Raw genomic sequence first — 18321 nt, forward strand, 5'->3', positions numbered from 1 at the left:
AAAAGATGTTTACGTTTTCGGCGCGGTTTGCTATAGTCTCGGCTCTTCGGGCGGTTAGTTCAGCTGGTTAGAATACTTGGTCGACATCCAAGGGGTCGCAGATTCGAATTCTGCACCGCCCACCAGATTTAATTATGTGGCACATTGTGTTGCAATATAGGTAAGAGCGAGAAAGGCATCATGGTTATGACACCGCGAACTACGATCACAGCAATTTGTGAGCGACGTTAGTCGAGGGTCTTTTTCGTTTGTAATTATTGAAAAAAACGCGGCTAGCTCGCGTTTTTTTTCGTCTGTATTTTCTGTAATTTCTTTTGAACGTTGTAAGTACTCGGCAAATATTGCTGACATGGAGACTTAAAATGGTTTCAGTTCGACTTCCCGATGGTTCGCAGCGTCATTTCGACTCACCTGTTACTGTGGCTCAAGTTGCCGCTAGTATTGGCGCAGGCTTAGCTAAAGCTGCTTTGGCTGGCAAAGTAGATGGTAAATTGGTAGATACGTCTTACCTGATTTCCTCTGATGCTGATCTGGCGATCGTGACCGACAAAGATGCTGATGGTCTTGATGTGATCCGTCATTCGACAGCACATTTGCTGGCATACGCAGTGAAAGAGTTGTTTCCTGATGCGCAAGTCACTATTGGCCCTGTGATCGAAAATGGCTTTTATTATGACTTCTCTTATAAGCGCCCATTTACACCAGATGATATGGCCGCAATCGAAAAGAAAATGCAGGAGTTGGCGAAAAAAGATGAGCCAGTAACTCGCAAGGTATTGCCACGCGACGAGGCAGTGGCTTACTTTAAATCAATCGGTGAGGCGTACAAAGCAGAAATCATAGAATCGATTCCCGCTGACCAAGATGTATCACTTTACACAGAAGGCAACTTCACCGACTTGTGTCGTGGTCCGCACGTGCCTTCAACCGGCAAGCTGAAAGTTTTTAAACTGATGAAGCTGGCTGGCGCCTACTGGCGTGGCGATTCTAAGAACGAAATGTTGCAACGCGTATATGGAACTGCATTTGCAAAAAAAGAGGAGCAAGAGGCCTACTTGCATATGCTGGAAGAAGCTGAAAAGCGCGATCATCGTAAGTTGGGTAAATCATTAGATTTATTCCACTTTCAAGATGAAGCGCCTGGCCTAGTTTTCTGGCATCCAAAAGGATGGAGTATTTGGCAGCAGGTCGAGCAATACATGCGCAAGGTATATCAAGATTGTGGCTACCAAGAAGTAAAGGCGCCGCAAATTCTGGATCGCACTCTGTGGGAGCGCACAGGGCATTGGGAGAATTACCGTGAAAATATGTTCTCCACTGAATCTGAAAACCGGAACTACGCATTAAAGCCAATGAACTGTCCTGGACATGTTCAGATCTTTAACGCAAATATGCGCAGTTATCGTGAGCTGCCTTTACGTTACGGCGAGTTTGGTCAGTGCCACCGCAACGAGCCTTCAGGTGCTCTGCATGGCATCATGCGAGTACGCGGCTTTACTCAAGATGACGGACATATTTTTTGTACTGAAGAGCAAATTTTGCCTGAAGTTGCAGCTTTCCATGCTCAGGCAATGAAGGTATACGCAGACTTCGGCTTTGAGCATATTTTCATCAAGATCGCTTTGCGTCCTGACAATCGTATTGGTTCTGATCAGGTTTGGGACACAGCCGAAGAAGCTTTACGCGCAGCTTTGCGTCAATGCGACGTTGCTTGGGAAGAGTTGCCAGGCGAGGGCGCATTTTATGGTCCTAAGATTGAGTACCACTTAAAAGATAGTTTAGGGCGCGCATGGCAGGTTGGCACTATGCAGGTCGATTTTTCTATGCCTGGTCGCTTGGATGCTGAATATGTATCGGATGATAATTCGCGCAAAATTCCTGTGATGTTGCATCGGGCGATTGTTGGCTCGATGGAGCGTTTTATCGGTATTTTGATTGAAAATCACGCTGGCGCTATGCCTTTATGGCTGGCTCCGGTACAAATTGCAGTGTTAAATATCTCGGAATCCCAGGCTGAATATACTAAATCCGTCGCAGAAAACCTGAAGAAACAAGGGTTTAGAGTGCACACGGATTTGCGTAATGAGAAAATAACCTATAAAATACGTGAGCATTCAATGCAGAAATTACCCTATATCATCGTGATCGGTGATAAAGAGCGGGATGCAAACACAGTGGCTGTGCGTACGCGTGGCAATCTGGATTTGGGAGTCATGTCCCAAGAAGCGTTTTTAGATCGTCTTAAAAATGACATCTTAATGAAGTCTTAATCAGGATTGTTGTGCGAAAGAGCACAGCCAAATTATTGAATTTTTGAAGGAAACTGCAATAGCTACTGACAAGTCACATCGCATCAACGGTGAAATTACGGCGCCAGAAGTGCGCTTATCTGGCGTTGAGAACGAGCCACTGGGCATCGTTAAACTAAGTGAAGCCTTTCGTTTTGCCGAAGAGGCTAATGTTGATTTAGTGGAGATTGCGCCTACTGCACAACCTCCAGTTTGCCGATTGATGGACTACGGCAAATTTAAGTATCAAGAGCAAAAGAAGGCGCATGAAGCCAAGTTAAAGCAAAAAGTCATTCTGGTGAAGGAAGTCAAATTCCGTCCTGGCACTGATGATGGTGATTACAACATCAAATTGCGTAATTTGACGAAGTTTTTGGATGATGGCGATAAGACCAAAATCACCTTACGGTTCCGTGGTCGTGAGATGGCTCACCAAGAGATTGGCATGCGTATGCTGGAACGCCTAAAGGTGGATTTGGAACCGTATGGCCAAGTTGAGCAGTTTCCAAAGATGGAAGGTCGTCAGATGATCATGATTCTTGCGCCAAAGAAGAAGAAATAAGATTTGTGAAAATCGTTGATGCAAATCGGCGTTTTTTGCGATGAGTATGGACTCGATTTCATGCTCCAACAAGTGAGAGTAGGCATCCAAGTGCATCGTAATCGTTGCCACCTACAATCATGTTAAAAAGGAACTGTCCTAAACAGACAGGTGTTTTATGCCTAAAATGAAAACAAAAAGCTCTGCCAAGAAGCGCTTTCGCGTGCGTCCGGGTGGAACTATTAAATGTGGTCACGCTTTCAAACGTCATATTTTGACTAAGAAAACTACCAAGAATAAACGCCAATTGCGCGGTATCACGAACGTTAATGCAGCAGACGTAACATCAGTCATGCGCATGATGCCAACAGCTTAACCTCTACTCACTATTTAAGGAGTTACTATGCCTAGAGTAAAACGTGGGGTTACAGCTCGTGCCCGTCATAAGAAAGTTCTCGATTTAGCCAAGGGCTATCGCGGTCGTCGTAGCAAGGTATATCGTGTTGCCAAGCAAGCAGTTATGCGTGCTGGTCAATATGCATACCGTGACCGTCGTAATAAGAAGCGTGTATTCCGCGCTTTGTGGATTACGCGTATCAATGCAGCTAGTCGTCAACACGGTCTGACATACAGCGTGTTCATGAATGGTCTGAAAAAAGCCTCTATCGAACTGGACCGTAAGGTTTTGGCCGATATGGCAGTGACTGACAAGCCAGCATTTGCTGCGATTGTTAATCAAGTTAAGGCCAACCTGGCAGCGTAATTGTTAGGTGCGGTTTGCTCGCTAGTTTCTGGTTGAGCAATGCCGCAATATGAGCGGGGCAGAGGTTGAATCCTGTGCCCCGTTTTATTTTTAGTGTTCAATTTTCAACTTCCCTTTCGGGAATAATCGCATGAATCCCTTAGATCCTCTCGTAACTCAAGCGCGCGCAGATTTTACTGCCGCCCAAGACGCTGCTGCACTGGAAAATGCCAAGGCACTTTATCTTGGAAAGACCGGACAGATTACTGAGCAAATGAAGAGCCTCGGCAAGCTAGGACCAGACGAGCGCAAAGTGCAAGGCGCGATTATCAACGCGGTAAAAGAACAAATTGAAGCGCTGCTCGCAGAAAGGCGTGATGCCTTATCTAATGTACAAATGCAGAGTCGTTTGAATGCCGAGGCGATTGACGTTAGTTTGCCCGGCCGTGGCCGTGGTATGGGCGGTATTCATCCGGTAATGCGTACCTGGCACCGAGTTGAGGAAATTTTCCACTCTATCGGTTTTGATGTGGCGGACGGTCCTGAGATCGAAAATGACTGGACTAATTTCACCGCATTGAACAGCCCAGAGAATCATCCTGCACGGTCGATGCAAGATACTTTTTATATTGACGGTAACGACAGTACCGGAAAGCCCTTGCTACTGCGTACACATACCAGTCCTATGCAGGTGCGCTATGCACGTATGAATCAAGCGCCGATCAAAGTGATTGCTCCTGGCCGAACTTACCGCGTAGATAGTGATGCAACGCACTCGCCGATGTTTCATCAAGTTGAAGGTTTATGGATTGATGAAAACATCAGCTTTGCTGACTTAAAAGGCGTTTATTTAAATTTCGTCAAAGCTTTTTTTGAGACCGATGATTTGCAAGTACGCTTTCGTCCTTCTTACTTCCCATTTACGGAGCCATCCGCGGAGATCGATATTGCCTTCGGTAGTGGTCCATTAAAAGGTCGCTGGCTGGAGGTGTCCGGATCCGGTCAGGTGCATCCAACTGTGATCAAAAATATGGGAATGGATCCAGAAAAATACATCGGTTTTGCCTTTGGTTCCGGCCTGGAACGCTTGGCAATGCTGCGCTATGGCATCAATGATTTGCGCTTATTTTATGAGGGAGATTTGCGCTTCCTGAAGCAGTTTAATTAAGTTGAAATCGATGACGATCGTTTGATTTTTAACTTATATCTCCTCATCAAATTTCCTATGCGGTTTTGGTAAAAAATCGTATTAATGATTGAATATTTACACGGCTGAATTATGCAATTTTCTGAAAACTGGCTACGCACTATGGTTGATCCGAAGATGACTTCGGATGAGTTGTCACACTTACTCACGATGTCTGGATTAGAAGTAGAAGAAGTAGAAGCTGTCGCACCGCCTTTTAGTAATGTAGTCGTTGCAGAAATTCGTGAGATTTCCAAGCATCCTGATGCTGATCGCCTCAACGTTTGTCAGGTAGATGTTGGCACCGGTACTCTGCTCAATATTGTGTGTGGTGCACCGAATGTGCGTGTTGGTATGAAAGTGCCGTGTGCTATGGCGGGTGCGGTATTGCCGCCGGGTGCCGATGGCAAACCGTTCGAGATCAAAGTTGGTAAATTGCGTGGTGTTGAATCGCAAGGCATGTTGTGCTCTGCCCGTGAATTAAAATTATCAGACGATCAGGGCGGTTTATTGGATTTGCCTGTAGACGCGCCGGTCGGACAAAATTTCCGGGATTACTATCAATTAAATGATCTTAAATTCACGATCAAGTTGACCCCGAATAAGGCAGACTGCCTGTCCGTATTGGGTGTTGCGCGTGAAGTGTCGGCATTAACCGGTACCGTGTTAACGCTGCCTGAAATTCATTCGGTAGCAGTCACTCTGCAAGAAACTTTACCCGTTAAAATATCTGCGCCTGATTTGTGTGGACGTTTCAGTGGTCGGGTTATTCGCGGTGTTAACGCCAAAGCTCCGACACCAGACTGGATGAAGCAGCGTCTTGAGCGCAGCGGTCAGCGGCCAATCTCTGCCTTAGTCGATATTTCTAATTATGTGATGTTAGAACTTGGACGTCCAACCCATGTATTTGATTTGGATAAAATCCACGGTGGTCTGGATGTGCGTTGGGGCAAAACGGGGGAGTCATTAAAACTATTGAATGGCAATACCGTTGCAGTAGATGAATGGATAGGCGTCATTGCAGATGACAAAGAGATCGAATCTTTGGCCGGCATCATGGGTGGTGACTCTACTGCCGTAACGCTCGAAACGCAGAATATTTATCTGGAAGCAGCATTCTGGTGGCCGCAAGCGATACAGGGTAGGGCGCGCCGTTATAATTTTTCTACAGATGCGGCACATCGCTTTGAGCGCGGCGTGGACTACGCGACGACAGTCGAGCATATTGAACGTATTACTGCCTTGATCGTAGAAATTTGTGGTGGTAGCACGCAAGTCAAAGTCGGCCCAGTCACTGACCTGATCGTTAATTTACCAAAGCGCCCTGCGGTGCTTTTGCGTACGGCGCGTGCGGTTAAAGTGATTGGTGTTGCATTGAACGATGCGCAGATCGCCGATATATTTACCCGTTTGGGATTGGCGTTTAAGCAAACTCCGGGAGAATTCCTGGTAACGCCACCATCCTATCGTTTTGATATTGAAATCGAAGAGGACTTGATTGAAGAAGTCGTCCGGGTTTATGGTTTTGAAAATATTCCTGCGTTACCTCCCATCGCAGCAAACGCGATGCGCATTGTGCCAGAAAATCAGCGTTCTTTATTTACAGTCCGTCGTCAAATTGCAGACATGGATTACCAAGAAGTCGTCAACTATAGTTTTGTAGAAGAGGCTTGGGAAAAAGATTTTGTAGGTAATGACGCCCCGATTAAATTACTGAATCCAATTGCCAGTCATATGAGCGCGATGCGCAGCAGTTTGATCGCTAGTTTGGTTGCTAATGCGCGCTACAATTTAAATCGCAAGATGAACCGTGTGCGCATTTTTGAAATTGGTGCGATCTATCTGCGCAATGCGGCCATTCCAGACGGTCCTCTGACGATTGCTGGTTATGATCAGCCGAAGCGTCTGTCCGCACTTGCATATGGTCCCGTAGTTGAAGAACAGTGGGGTCAGGCAACACGCAATGTCGATTTCTTTGATATTAAAGCGGACTTGGAAGCCTTGTTTGCACCTAAAACTTTGCGCTTTAGTAAAGTTGAACATCCAGCTTTGCACCCAGGGCGCTCTGCTAGTATTGAGTGTGATGGCAAAGTAGTGGGCATCGTTGGCGAGTTACATCCACGTTTGCAGCAAAAATATGATTTACCTTTAGCGCCAGTCGTTTTTGAAGTAGATACGCAAAGTCTGCAATCCATTACGCTACCGATTTATCAAGAAATTTCAAAATTTCAAGCGGTCACTCGTGATCTTGCTTTATTAGTAAAACAAACAATTTCTGCTCAAGATTTACTCGATGTTTTCTTTGCTGAGGCGAAGTCAAACGAAACATGTAAAATCTTGCAAGCCGTTGTTTTATTTGATGAATATCGTGGTAAGGGACTGGAGTCTGACGAGAAAAGTCTTGCATTCCGCTTTAGCTTGCAAGATACTCAAAGTACGCTGCAAGATGATAAGGTAGAAGCTGCAATGGCATCTTTACTGGCTGCAGCTGCAAGTAAATTCTCAGCAAGATTACGTTGAGATAACTCCGCCGCAATGTACCTGACAGTGCGTCTAAATAAATAAAAATTATCGCGATCTCATTTTGCATAGCTGCTTAAGATGATCGCTTTGACTTTCAGCAAGTAGGATTAAAAAAGAATGAATGAAGTGACTTCCGCCGAACTGCAATCAGTTCTTGATGCAGATTTGAACCGGGCGATGCGTGAAGCAAAAGCACGTTCACAAGCGGAACGAGACTTACCTACCTTGACCAAAGCAGAGTTAGCAGAACTCTTGTTTGAACAAGTTGGTTTGAATAAACGTGAAGCCAAAGATATGGTGGAAACTTTTTTTGACGAGATTCGTGATGCGTTAGAAAGAGGCGAGGCGGTAAAATTATCTGGCTTTGGTAATTTTCAATTGCGAGATAAACCCCAGCGTCCTGGCCGTAACCCGAAAACTGGTGAAGAAATTCCTATTACCGCGCGTCGTGTTGTGACATTCCATGCTAGCCAAAAACTTAAAGGAATGGTCGACGCTGCAGGTAGTCAACCCCTTGCACATGCTGCCTGAATTCCTTTATGAGCGAAATCAAGATCGATGCTTTTGTGTTGCCGCCGATACCAGCGAAACGCTATTTTACTATCGGTGAAGTCAGTGAATTGTGTGGTGTCAAACCACATGTATTACGTTATTGGGAGCAGGAGTTTACTCAATTAAAACCGGTAAAACGACGTGGCAATCGCCGTTATTACCAGCATCACGAAGTCTTGTTGATACGCCGTATCCGCGAACTTTTATATGAGCAGGGTTTTACGATTAATGGTGCAAGAAATAAATTGAATTTGCATGCAACGATCAAAGATGAGCTGAATGAAATGGAAGTAACAATCCCGGTTAATTTATTACAGATTCGCGAAGAACTGCATGCAGTGCTCAATTTGTTAAAGCGCTGATTTGATGCTGGTGCTGGTGAACGAAGCACCTTAGCGTCACCTTTTAAGCCAGACATGATTGAAATTTCAAGATTTCAATCATGTCTGGCTTTAATTTTATGTGGCATGCTTATTCTGACTTAATGGGGCAGATAATTGGGGCAGGTAATGCAAGAGGAATTTTTGTTTTAGCTTGATACTGCAAACATTGCTTGAATATACTCCCCATTATATTTTCTTAAATTGGCTTACTGTCCAGTTAATATATGGACAGTTAAAATATACTATGATGAGTATATTCTTCTGTAGAGAATGACGTACCATAAAAATATATTCAATGTATGCAGAATTGTTGTGACAATGCTTGATCTACTGTTTCAAATAGATAGCTCTGACCCATCTCCTTGTTGAACCTAAGTGGAGCCAGGCAGTGCTAATGCTCATTTAAAAATGCTAGGAATAATTCATGAACTTCCCCCAATCTCATTTAATCAATAAATCACGTTTATTTCTGACCGTTAGTGCTCTGCTTTGCGGCGTGCTCAACCCCGTTGTAGCACAAACTAACGTAGTTGATTCCGGCTTAGACACCGTTATCAAAGGTGTTTGGCGTTCTGACGAAAATCGCGCGCGAGATCAATATCGCCACCCAAAACAGACCTTGGAATTTTTTGGTGTTCAAGCTAATGCGACGGTGATCGAAATTACTCCGGGCGGATCAGCTTGGTATGGCGAGATACTGGCACCTTTTTTAAAAGAGAAGGGCCATTACATTGCCGCCAATATTGACGGCAATAAAGTGTCTGCTAGCAGCGCTGCATATCAGAACAGAACAGCAGACGCACAAAATAAAAAATTTCTTGCAGATCCTGAGCGCTACAGCAAAGCAAGGACAATTAATTTTGATCCAGCCGCACCGCAATTTGGACCGGCAAACTCAGCTGACTACGTGCTGACCTTTAGAAACGTGCATAACTGGGTCGGAGATCATACAGAAGTCCCTACCTTCAAGGCGATGTTCGACGTGCTTAAACCGGGCGGTGTGTTAGGTGTGGTTGATCATCGCGCGGCTGCTGGTAAAACTTTAGACGCAAAATTAATTGATACCGGCTATTTGCCAGAAGAGTATGTCATCGCATTAGCCCAGCAAGCAGGATTTAAATTGGTGGGGAAGAGTGAAGTGAATGCTAATCCTAAAGATACAAAGGATTATGCGAAAGGTGTTTGGACACTGCCGCCGACCTACGCTGATAAAGAAAATAATCGTCAGAAATACAAAGAGATCGGTGAGAGCGACCGCTTTACTTTGCGTTTCGTTAAGCCGTAGAAAGCTTACTTAATGATGGTGTGATCGCGGATTGATTTGCTGATGTATTTGCTGATGTATTGGATGCTTGAAAATGAAAGCCCGATTGATGTCGGGCTTTTGTTCTTTAGAAACTTGGATTAGCTTGGACAGGACAATTTATGCGCCAGATTTAAAAAGAGACTGACCGATTATTTCCCAACAAATGCATCGGAATAACATTTGAGCGAAAAACAAAAGGGGTCGCATTTGCATGCGACCCCTTAATTATTTGGCTCCCCGACCTGGACTCGAACCAGGGACCTGCGGATTAACAGTCCGTCGCTCTACCAACTGAGCTATCAGGGAACAGAGACAAAGATTATATGCGTCTTTGCCTGTTCTGTCAAAATTTTTCTACCCTGAAACGTCTATAAAACCTGAGCAATTGCGTCAATGACGACATCGATATTGCGCTTGTTTAAAGCTGCAACACAAATACGACCGGTATCGACAGCGTAGATAGAATTGTTATCACGCAGCTTTTCTACTTGCTCTTTCGTTAAGCCAGAGTAAGAAAACATGCCGCGTTGCTGGGTCACAAAGTCAAAGTTATACGCTGGAGCTTTTGCTTTTAACTCTGCAACAAAGGCAGAGCGCATTTCGCGGATGCGTACCCGCATGCCTGCCAGTTCTTCTTCCCACAATTGGCGCAGTTCTGGTGTTGACAATACGGTCGCAACTACTTGGCCGCCATGAGTTGGTGGATTGGAATAGTTAGTACGGATTACACGCTTTAATTGAGACATGATGCGCGCAGCTTCTTCTGCACTGGAGGCGGCAATACTCAGTGCGCCAACGCGCTCGCCGTACAAGGAGAAGGATTTAGAGAATGAATTGGAGACGAACAGAGCGCATCCAGTTTCCGCAAAGCGGCGTACTACTTTGCCATCGGCTTCTATGCCATCGCCAAAACCTTGGTAAGCCATATCCAGGAAGGGTACCAGCTTGCGTTCGGTGACGACTGCGATGACTTCCGTCCATTGTGCATCGCTCAGATCGGCGCCAGTCGGATTGTGGCAGCACGCGTGCAGCAACACGATCGCGCCTGCTGGCATGGCCTTGAGTGCCTCTAGCATGCCTGCAAAGTTCACGCCTTTAGTCACTGCGTCGTAGTAGGGGTAGGAATTGACCACAAAGCCAGCAGATTCAAATAAAGCGCGATGGTTTTCCCAGCTTGGATCGCTGATCCATACTTGCGAATCCGGCGCGAAGCGTTTTAAAAAGTCGGCACCCAATTTCAATGCACCAGTGCCACCAATTGCTTGCGCCGTGATGACACGCTTTTCTACAACAACGGCACTGTCTGCACCGAACACTAATTCTTGTACTGCTTTATCATAAGCAGCTAAACCTTCAATCGGCAAGTAAGTGCGTGGCGCGAATTTTTCCATCAAAATAGCTTCGGCTTTTTTGACGCATTCCAACAATGGCACTTTGCCATTATCATCGTAATAAACGCCGACACCAAGATTGACTTTAGCGGGATTTTTATCCGCGTTAAAGCCCTCTGTGATGCCGAGGATAGGATCGCGTGGTGCCATTTCTATGGCAGAGAACAGGGAGGCGGAGGCAGGTGCGTTCATCGTGATAATATGAAAAATTAGCTGTCAAATTTCTGACAGAGAGGTTGGAATAATGCCAATTGGTGACAATCTGGACATGCTTGAAATTTCAATCACCCCATTCTAACAAAGGTAAGTGCGTCATGCCTGTAGCATCGATAATTTCTGCTGAAAATAATAGCAATACTAATAATCCGCCGGAAGGCAAGTTCGTCACTTTTCCGGATTCTCAGTTTGAGCTATTTCAGCCTTTTCCTCCGGCGGGCGATCAACCGGCTGCGATTGCCAAGTTGCTGGAGGGGATTAACGACGGTTTGTTTTTCCAGACTTTGCTTGGGGTAACCGGTTCTGGCAAAACTTATACGATGGCAAACGTAATCGCGCAAAGCGGCCGGCCTGCGATTATTTTTGCACCTAATAAAACTTTGGCAGCGCAGTTGTACAGCGAGTTCCGCGAATTTTTTCCGCGTAATGCCGTGGAATATTTCGTCAGCTACTACGATTATTATCAGCCAGAAGCGTATGTCCCACAGCGTGATTTATTTATCGAAAAAGATTCTGCGATCAACGAGCATATTGAGCAAATGCGCTTGTCTTGCACCAAGTCACTGATGGAGCGGCGTGATGTGATTATTGTCGCGACCGTCTCTGCGATTTACGGTATCGGTAATCCTAGCGAATACCACAAGATGATTTTGACCTTACGCACAAAGGACAAAGTCAGCCAGCGGGATTTGATCGCACGCCTGATTCAGATGCAATACACCAGGAACGAAATTGATTTCGGCCGCGGCACATTCCGGGTGCGTGGCGATACGATTGATATCTTCCCGGCAGAACATGCTGAACTAGCAGTACGGGTAGAAATGTTTGATGATGAGATCGAAAATCTCCAATTATTTGATCCGCTGACCGGCCGCGTAAAACAAAAAATTCCACGCTTTACTGTCTATCCAAGTTCGCATTACGTGACCCCGCGCGAAACCGTATTACGCGCAGTAGAAACAATCAAAATCGAGCTGCGTGAACGCTTAGAATTTTTCCGCAAAGAGAATAAGCTGATTGAAGAGCAGCGGATAGAACAACGTACACGTTTTGATTTAGAGATGATGTCCGAGATCGGTTTTACTAAAGGCATTGAAAACTATTCACGCCATTTAAGTGGCGCTAAAGCCGGTGATCCACCGCCGACACTGGTGGATTATTTGCCCGCAGACGCGCTCATGTTTTTAGATGAGTCACATGTACTGACCGGACAGTTAAACGGCATGTATAACGGCGACAGAGCACGAAAAACAAATCTGGTTGATTATGGTTTCCGGCTGCCGTCCGCGCTAGATAATCGTCCGCTCAAGTTTGTAGAATTTGAGAGCAAAATGCGGCAGACGATTTTTGTGTCAGCTACCCCGGCAGAATATGAAAAACAGCATGCCGATCAAGTTGTTGAACAAGTAGTACGACCGACAGGCTTGGTCGATCCGCTAATTGAAGTGCGTCCGGCATTAACGCAAGTCGATGATCTGATGAACGAGATTACGATTCGTGTACAGAAAAATGAGCGTGTCTTGGTCACGACATTGACGAAGCGAATGTCCGAGCAATTGACCGATTTTTTGGCGGACAACGGCATCAAAGTACGTTATTTACACAGCGATATTGATACGGTAGAGCGGGTAGAAATTATCCGTGATCTACGTTTGGGTACCTTCGATGTGTTGGTCGGCATTAACCTTTTACGAGAAGGTCTGGATATCCCAGAAGTGTCTTTGGTGGCGATCTTGGATGCTGATAAAGAAGGCTTCCTGCGGTCGGAGCGTAGCCTGATTCAAACCATAGGCCGTGCTGCACGTAACTTAAACGGGATGGCAATTTTATACGGCGATAAAATTACCGACTCTATGCGTCGCGCCATTGATGAGACTGAACGTCGGCGCACTAAACAAGTTGCGTTTAATTTGGCGAATAACATCACGCCTATCGGCATTAAAAAACAGATTAAAGATTTAATTGATGGCGTCTACAGCCAACAAGAAGCCAAGCAAGAGCTAGAAGCTGCACAAGAGCATGCGCGCTATGAAGTCATGAGTGAGAAGCAAATTAGCAGAGAAATAAAGCGCTTGGAAAAACTCATGCTCGATCACGCCAAAAATCTGGAGTTTGAAAAAGCGGCCCAGGTACGTGATCAATTAGCTCATCTGAAAGCGCAAGTATTCGGCGCGGGCGGTAGTGATAATGTGTTGTCGTTAGCGAATAAGTAGTAGTTGGAAATTTCCATTTTTATTGGACCGTCAAAATCTGTATTTCATGTAAGGTTTCCGCTATTCGTTCGACTTAGCTAAATACGAGGTGCAATTGATATTAGCAAGGACGAAAGTGAAGCATGGTACAGGCGATAACATCCTCTGCAATCATTGGCGGGAACAGTGCAGCTAATCCTGGCAATGCCGCTTCGGCGCTTGCCAGTCTTCAGGCGCAGCTTGCCAGGTATCAGCAACAGCTATCTGATTGTGTAAATTGCGCGTCGTCCAAAACGATAGAAGGCAAAGTGCAAATTCAATCGCTGTCTAGCAAAATTAGTCAGGTTAGGGCGCGTATTGATCAGGTAAACAGCGTCAATGCAAGTCAGCAAACGCCTCTCCCTACAACCAGTCGTTCTAAAGAAAATAATAGCATCACCAAGGATTTGACCATCGCTCTAGGAGCAGAGAATCGCACCATCACTCCGCCAAGCTTAAGCATTGCGAATCCCGCTATCGGCGGCAACGTCAACACACTTGCCTAGCTGCCAACGCCCAACTGCCCTGTTTTGAGCAGAATAAAACTCCACTTAATCCTGAGCGAGAGTGTAAGCAATCCACAATCCTGTATAGCGCCATTGTTGACTTTTTCAATTTTAATATTCCAGTTATTCTGCGGCTTCCAAGACGAAAATGGCTCAAGAACCCAGAATAATTAGACTAATCATAATTAAAGAGTTTTTAGAAGTTCCCGATTAAAAACTCCGCTTCGAATATTGAAGAAACGCTTGCGCTGTCAGCATGACTTTAGCGCGTTTGAATTTGAGGGACGTTAATTTTATCCCAGCCTCAAAGCCACGATAAAAAATGCGACTCATGATCGACCTGAACAAGCTATATGGCGCGATACGATGACGGGCTGTGTCCAGATTCCTATATTGAACGACCAAATAAGTATTGCTGCTAGAGGCGGTTAAACGGATGCCAACAAGATCGTGCCACGGAATTAGGTGCCCGTTCTCTGTATAGATTTTGATTCCCACATGGTCTATTTTTAAGGCCGGACCTTGCCATCGAATGTCTCTTATGCAGCGCCAGATCGTTGATAAATACCAGGCTAACCAAGGCAACATCAAGAGCAAGCCAAAGCCTGCACCCAAGCTTTGGGACAACGCCAGAGAGAAATATCCTAGGGGTAACATGAATAGCGTCATCAGAACAATAATGCCGATCGCCCAAGCGTGTGACTTATATAGCAGCAGAGGCTCGGGTAGATAGTCCGCTCGCTTACCGTTTGCATCGCTGCTGTCATCTGGCTGAAAAGGATCGACCTCTTTACGGCTTGATACCCAGATCAGAAATAAACCGAAGGTAATCCAAAATGCGACGACGAATAAAAATCCGATAGGATTAGTCGAAAACAAGACATCCTTGCTTCCACTCGCCATGCTAATTGATCCCTTGAGTAATGCTTTGATTGCCACCCAGAGACTGGCGAGTCCAAAGATAAACATGAATGTTGACGCAACGAGATTTCCAAATTTATTCATGTTGATGATCCTTAGATTTATCTTCTAAGATGCACTGAGATAATTATCGGCACTCTTGGCGTTTATAGCCACAAGCCATTAGAAAAGTCAGACTCTTGGTAAGCTGAGTGAAGAATTTAGACCTCATATAACTCCAAAGGCAATCCATCTGGATCAGCAAAGAAAACAAAACGCTTGCCCGTATATTCATCAGTACGAATTGCTTCGACTGCGATGCCTAGTGATTTCAGGTGGCGCTTGCAGTGATCAATATCTCTTACTTCAAATGCCAGATGGCGCAGCCCCTGTGCTTCAGGATACGACGGACGAGGCGGTACACTAGGGAACGAGAACAACTCAATCTGGGAGCCATCAGGCAATTGTAAATCCAGTTTGTACGAGTTACGTTCAACACGAAAATGTTCGGCAATAATCTTCAGCCCCAGATACTCACTATAGAAGCGCTTAGAGACTTCGTAGTCAGAACAAATGATTGCAGCGTGATGAATGCGGTTTAGCATTGGCAAGAACTCGTTTTTTGGGATGTGCATGCAGAAGTCAGATGTTGAACGTCGTCAAAATCACACAGCATATCTATGCAATAGAACGATATGCCCGACTCGATATCGATACCGAGTTATTGTCTGGATCTTTTGCATTAGCGAACTGATAGCCATTGGCTTGATGCGTGCTGCTAAAGGCAAGTCCGCGTTCTAAGCTTTGCGCTTTGAAGGTCTCAACATCTGTTACAGAAAAAACGAGTTTCACACCAGCTTGCCCCAATTTCAAACTTTTTGCAACCTGATGTATGAAGATTATTGTTGATCCGTCTGCACTAACTAATTCTACCAATCCCTCTGACTCAGGTTTTGAACTAAAACCAAAAAACTGTTGATAGAAATCAGCAGTTTTTTGAGGTTGTCTTGCGTAAATCATGATGGCGTTAAGTTGAGGATTCATGGATATCCTGAATAAACCGGTGATGAATTTTTAATGCTTAGAAAATTTTTTAGAGATTAAGGTTCAATAAACTATTTAGATTTTTCCGTCGAGATGCGAACAATATTGCTGGCATTAATACGATTGCAATTGTTCGCCCCAAACGTGATTCTAGATTCCAAAGGAACAGGACGATTGCCCCATAAATTAATAAGTAAATAAGATAAAAAATACTTGAAATTCCGACAGTCCAGCCGATAACTAATAAGAATAAAAAAACTAATATAAAACCAATTTTGTCATCAGTGGATTTTCGTTTCATCACGTTCGATTCCTTGCTTTATTCAATATCGAAACCCATTTTATATTGAAAATGTATTCAACTCGACAGTCCATACCTAAATAGATTTAGCTCACTCACTTCTTCGATTTCTCGATATCGCAATGCGTATCTAAAAACCGTAAAGCTCCACTAAAACTACTATCCCAATCGTCCAGCAAATACGCATCGGCTTCTTGCACAAAATCATTCCATTCTTCTAGCAGACTGTCTTGCTTTTCATGGGGGGCGGCGGTTTTGATGAACTCGATTGCCAGCTCTGGATGAAAACCATCCTTGCGGATTTTTTTGACCAGTGTTTTTGCATTAGCTTCGGTCAGTACAGTCTTAGGTGCAGCGCCTGCAGAAAGACAGAAAAATACCGTGAGCAGGGCGTACACATCTGTTTTGCCTTTGGTCAGTTTGGTCCATTCTTTAGATACCAGCGCATCGTATTCTGAGGTGTCTTCTAGCTCATAGTCGCGGATGAAATAGCGATCTTTTAGCTCGAATACGACGACATCAAGCGCCAGACTAGCGTTCAGAATTTGAGGTAAATCGTGGTTGCTGATTTCTTGCTGAATACGATCCGCAATGGCCTGGTATTCGGTAGGAATGGGTTCAAATATGTCTTTAGTGCGTTTGCTGATTTTACCTTTTTTACGCACAGCATCGATCAGTTTGGCGAACTCAACTTGGTTGACTAAGCTTTCTTCGGTTTTGCCGAGCATACGTAACAGCATGGCGGTACGTACCACGGACGCTGCATCCGCATCTTGTTCTTGCAGGGTAGCGCGCGACAACCCTAGTTGTTCTCCAAACCAGAATGCCGCAGCGATTTCTGTCGCATTGGTTTTGCGCTGTTCCAAGATATTGAGATAATCGACGTCATTGTCTTTACGTGACCAGACTTCTAAAAAATCTTCTACCCGTCCTTTTTCTTCACGACCTAACAACGCATATTCGGGCATGACGAATAGCGCTTTAAGCAAACCGGAGCCACCGCGTGATAGCGTTAGAAACGTATTATCGCTAATCATCTTGGCGGCTAAAGTCAGGTCACCTTGTGTGCTTTGCTTCAGATATAAACTGACCAGATTGACGATACGTTTTTGCGCCATATCGATTTCTGGACGCAGATATTTGCTGCCAAAGACCTCTGCCATCTGTACCATGCCTTTCGGTGCCTCAGCCTCAATGGCGCTAATTTTAGCGGCGGTGATGAGGCCGTTTTTTACGCCAAAGCGTAAGGCACTTTCAAAGTAAGGACGGTTATCTAGCGTGGCAAGCTGAAAGCTGTTGTCGGACATAGGGCGAGTCAAATTCTTTAATTGAGATAGGTAAGAGCTAGGATCTGTTAACTGTTAACTTTTAACTGTTTCAACTGTTAACCCTTAAATCGCATTCCCGATTAATGGATAACAGACCCGAGGTTTAAGTCGCTTTACAGCGCGGACTCTTCGCCATCATCTTTATCATCGCCGTCATCATTGTTCGGCTTATCGAGCTCATCTTCTTCCTCGCTCTCGGCCAATTCATCTGCGGCTAATTGCAGACTGGCTTTGTAGCGGGCACGTAATTTCATCATTACTTCGCGGAAAATTTCTGGTAACTGATAACGTAATAAATACGTGACTTCCATCCAGTCATGATCGACCAGATTAGCCATGTCAGATGAAGAGCCGCGTGGCTCGTCGTCGCGGCTGATATGCATCAGGTCATCATCGAGTGCCTGAACTTTAGAATCGTCGCCGTAGTGGAATAAATCAAAGGTGGCATAGCGGTAAAAATGCTCGACCATTTCTGCTCTGTCGTACAGATAATCTACTAGCGCGTCGTAGCCGCCGTCGACTTCAGCAATTTCATACAAGAACTCTGCCGGATCGCCACCTTCGCGGAAGATGACGGAGTTGACCATGCTGCGCAATTGCTCATGGGTTTGATCGCCATAACGACGCTCCAGCACTACTGCTTGTGCGAACTGTTCTGGTGTGACCAGCAAGTTGACCAGCGACTCTTTCGACGCATCATATTCGCGGATAATCGCCAGCAAATCTTTAGCAGGAAAATCATCCAGCGCAGCTACCAGCGCTTTGTCGCCCTCAGTTTCTGCCAGTGTTGCCAAAGCAGATTCAGCACCGACGATGTCGCCGACTTTGATTAGGCTTTGCGCTTGTATCAGCGCGGGGTAGTACGTTTTTTTATCATCCATCT

General features: G+C 45.2%; 17 protein-coding genes and 2 tRNA genes. 12 read left to right on the plus strand and 7 right to left on the minus strand.

Annotated elements, in window-relative coordinates:
- Positions 1 to 48 precede the first annotated feature (48 nt).
- From QN395_RS00585 to QN395_RS00630, 10 genes are all read left to right on the plus strand, one after another.
- A tRNA-Val gene (locus tag QN395_RS00585) sits at positions 49 to 125 on the plus strand.
- Between the two features lie 237 nt (positions 126 to 362).
- The gene (thrS, locus tag QN395_RS00590; protein WP_322119415.1) at positions 363 to 2270 is read left to right on the plus strand and encodes a threonine--tRNA ligase; all 1908 of its coding nucleotides are present in this window, start codon (positions 363 to 365) and stop codon (positions 2268 to 2270) included.
- Positions 2271 to 2313: 43 nt separating this feature from the next.
- Positions 2314 to 2850 (plus strand): translation initiation factor IF-3, encoded by a 537-nt coding sequence (gene infC, locus QN395_RS00595; protein WP_322119414.1) that lies wholly within the window; start codon positions 2314 to 2316, stop codon positions 2848 to 2850.
- A gap of 157 nt (positions 2851 to 3007) precedes the next feature.
- Positions 3008 to 3205: a 50S ribosomal protein L35 gene (rpmI, locus tag QN395_RS00600; RefSeq protein WP_322119413.1), complete on the plus strand. Its 198-nt coding sequence runs from the start codon at positions 3008 to 3010 to the stop codon at positions 3203 to 3205.
- Between the two features lie 27 nt (positions 3206 to 3232).
- Positions 3233 to 3592 (plus strand): 50S ribosomal protein L20, encoded by a 360-nt coding sequence (gene rplT, locus QN395_RS00605; protein ID WP_322119412.1) that lies wholly within the window; start codon positions 3233 to 3235, stop codon positions 3590 to 3592.
- 130 nt (positions 3593 to 3722) lie between these two features.
- A complete protein-coding gene (gene pheS / locus QN395_RS00610; RefSeq protein ID WP_323491887.1) occupies positions 3723 to 4739 on the plus strand; it encodes a phenylalanine--tRNA ligase subunit alpha in 1017 nt (338 codons plus the stop codon).
- A 111-nt stretch (positions 4740 to 4850) separates the two neighbouring features.
- Positions 4851 to 7277: a phenylalanine--tRNA ligase subunit beta gene (gene pheT / locus QN395_RS00615; RefSeq protein ID WP_322119410.1), complete on the plus strand. Its 2427-nt coding sequence runs from the start codon at positions 4851 to 4853 to the stop codon at positions 7275 to 7277.
- A gap of 120 nt (positions 7278 to 7397) precedes the next feature.
- Positions 7398 to 7811 carry an integration host factor subunit alpha gene (locus QN395_RS00620; RefSeq protein WP_322119409.1) on the plus strand — a complete coding sequence of 138 codons (414 nt, stop codon included), beginning with the start codon at positions 7398 to 7400 and terminating at the stop codon, positions 7809 to 7811.
- An 8-nt stretch (positions 7812 to 7819) separates the two neighbouring features.
- Complete coding sequence (locus tag QN395_RS00625; protein WP_322119408.1) at positions 7820 to 8194, plus strand: MerR family transcriptional regulator; 375 nt, start codon at positions 7820 to 7822, stop codon at positions 8192 to 8194.
- A gap of 445 nt (positions 8195 to 8639) precedes the next feature.
- Positions 8640 to 9500, plus strand: a complete 861-nt coding sequence (locus tag QN395_RS00630) for a methyltransferase (protein WP_322119407.1) — start codon at positions 8640 to 8642, stop codon at positions 9498 to 9500.
- Positions 9501 to 9751: 251 nt separating this feature from the next.
- On the opposite strand, the gene QN395_RS00635 is transcribed toward QN395_RS00630, so the two are convergent.
- A tRNA-Asn gene (locus QN395_RS00635) sits at positions 9752 to 9827 on the minus strand.
- Between the two features lie 62 nt (positions 9828 to 9889).
- On the minus strand, positions 9890 to 11104 hold the full coding sequence (locus tag QN395_RS00640) for an amino acid aminotransferase (protein ID WP_322119406.1): 1215 nt from the start codon (positions 11102 to 11104) through the stop codon (positions 9890 to 9892).
- 122 nt (positions 11105 to 11226) lie between these two features.
- Between QN395_RS00640 and uvrB the strand changes: the two genes are divergently transcribed.
- Positions 11227 to 13341, plus strand: a complete 2115-nt coding sequence (uvrB, locus tag QN395_RS00645; protein ID WP_323491888.1) for an excinuclease ABC subunit UvrB — start codon at positions 11227 to 11229, stop codon at positions 13339 to 13341.
- A 122-nt stretch (positions 13342 to 13463) separates the two neighbouring features.
- Positions 13464 to 13865 (plus strand): FlxA-like family protein, encoded by a 402-nt coding sequence (locus tag QN395_RS00650; protein WP_322119404.1) that lies wholly within the window; start codon positions 13464 to 13466, stop codon positions 13863 to 13865.
- 210 nt (positions 13866 to 14075) lie between these two features.
- Here the strand turns inward: QN395_RS00650 and QN395_RS00655 are convergent, their stop codons facing one another.
- The 5 genes from QN395_RS00655 to QN395_RS00675 all read right to left on the minus strand — a co-directional run bounded on the left by QN395_RS00655 (position 14076) and on the right by QN395_RS00675 (position 18319).
- Positions 14076 to 14870, minus strand: a complete 795-nt coding sequence (locus tag QN395_RS00655; protein WP_322119403.1) for a hypothetical protein — start codon at positions 14868 to 14870, stop codon at positions 14076 to 14078.
- A gap of 116 nt (positions 14871 to 14986) precedes the next feature.
- Positions 14987 to 15370, minus strand: coding sequence for a VOC family protein (locus QN395_RS00660; RefSeq protein WP_322119402.1), 384 nt, complete (start codon positions 15368 to 15370; stop codon positions 14987 to 14989).
- 73 nt (positions 15371 to 15443) lie between these two features.
- On the minus strand, positions 15444 to 15809 hold the full coding sequence (locus QN395_RS00665) for a VOC family protein (protein WP_322119401.1): 366 nt from the start codon (positions 15807 to 15809) through the stop codon (positions 15444 to 15446).
- Positions 15810 to 16205: 396 nt separating this feature from the next.
- Positions 16206 to 17417, minus strand: a complete 1212-nt coding sequence (locus QN395_RS00670; RefSeq protein WP_322119400.1) for a hypothetical protein — start codon at positions 17415 to 17417, stop codon at positions 16206 to 16208.
- A gap of 134 nt (positions 17418 to 17551) precedes the next feature.
- Positions 17552 to 18319: a hypothetical protein gene (locus QN395_RS00675; protein WP_322119399.1), complete on the minus strand. Its 768-nt coding sequence runs from the start codon at positions 18317 to 18319 to the stop codon at positions 17552 to 17554.
- Positions 18320 to 18321 lie beyond the last annotated feature (2 nt).

Origin of the sequence: Undibacterium sp. RTI2.2 (assembly GCF_035018705.1) — a bacterium.
Taxonomy (GTDB): Bacteria; Pseudomonadota; Gammaproteobacteria; order Burkholderiales; family Burkholderiaceae_D; genus Undibacterium.

Bases quoted from the DNA above. Each gene is read 5' to 3' on its own strand.
- thrS (WP_322119415.1), top strand. From the start codon at position 363: ATGGTTTCAGTTCGACTTCCCGATGGTTCGCAGCGTCATTTCGACTCA.
- rpmI (WP_322119413.1), top strand. From the start codon at position 3,008: ATGCCTAAAATGAAAACAAAAAGCTCTGCCAAGAAGCGCTTTCGCGTG.
- rplT (WP_322119412.1), top strand. From the start codon at position 3,233: ATGCCTAGAGTAAAACGTGGGGTTACAGCTCGTGCCCGTCATAAGAAA.
- pheS (WP_323491887.1), top strand. From the start codon at position 3,723: ATGAATCCCTTAGATCCTCTCGTAACTCAAGCGCGCGCAGATTTTACT.
- pheT (WP_322119410.1), top strand. From the start codon at position 4,851: ATGCAATTTTCTGAAAACTGGCTACGCACTATGGTTGATCCGAAGATG.
- QN395_RS00620 (WP_322119409.1), top strand. From the start codon at position 7,398: ATGAATGAAGTGACTTCCGCCGAACTGCAATCAGTTCTTGATGCAGAT.
- QN395_RS00625 (WP_322119408.1), top strand. From the start codon at position 7,820: ATGAGCGAAATCAAGATCGATGCTTTTGTGTTGCCGCCGATACCAGCG.
- QN395_RS00630 (WP_322119407.1), top strand. From the start codon at position 8,640: ATGAACTTCCCCCAATCTCATTTAATCAATAAATCACGTTTATTTCTG.
- QN395_RS00640 (WP_322119406.1), bottom strand. From the start codon at position 11,104: ATGAACGCACCTGCCTCCGCCTCCCTGTTCTCTGCCATAGAAATGGCA.
- uvrB (WP_323491888.1), top strand. From the start codon at position 11,227: ATGCCTGTAGCATCGATAATTTCTGCTGAAAATAATAGCAATACTAAT.
- QN395_RS00650 (WP_322119404.1), top strand. From the start codon at position 13,464: ATGGTACAGGCGATAACATCCTCTGCAATCATTGGCGGGAACAGTGCA.
- QN395_RS00655 (WP_322119403.1), bottom strand. From the start codon at position 14,870: ATGAATAAATTTGGAAATCTCGTTGCGTCAACATTCATGTTTATCTTT.
- QN395_RS00660 (WP_322119402.1), bottom strand. From the start codon at position 15,370: ATGCTAAACCGCATTCATCACGCTGCAATCATTTGTTCTGACTACGAA.
- QN395_RS00665 (WP_322119401.1), bottom strand. From the start codon at position 15,809: ATGAATCCTCAACTTAACGCCATCATGATTTACGCAAGACAACCTCAA.
- QN395_RS00670 (WP_322119400.1), bottom strand. From the start codon at position 17,417: ATGTCCGACAACAGCTTTCAGCTTGCCACGCTAGATAACCGTCCTTAC.
- QN395_RS00675 (WP_322119399.1), bottom strand. From the start codon at position 18,319: ATGGATGATAAAAAAACGTACTACCCCGCGCTGATACAAGCGCAAAGC.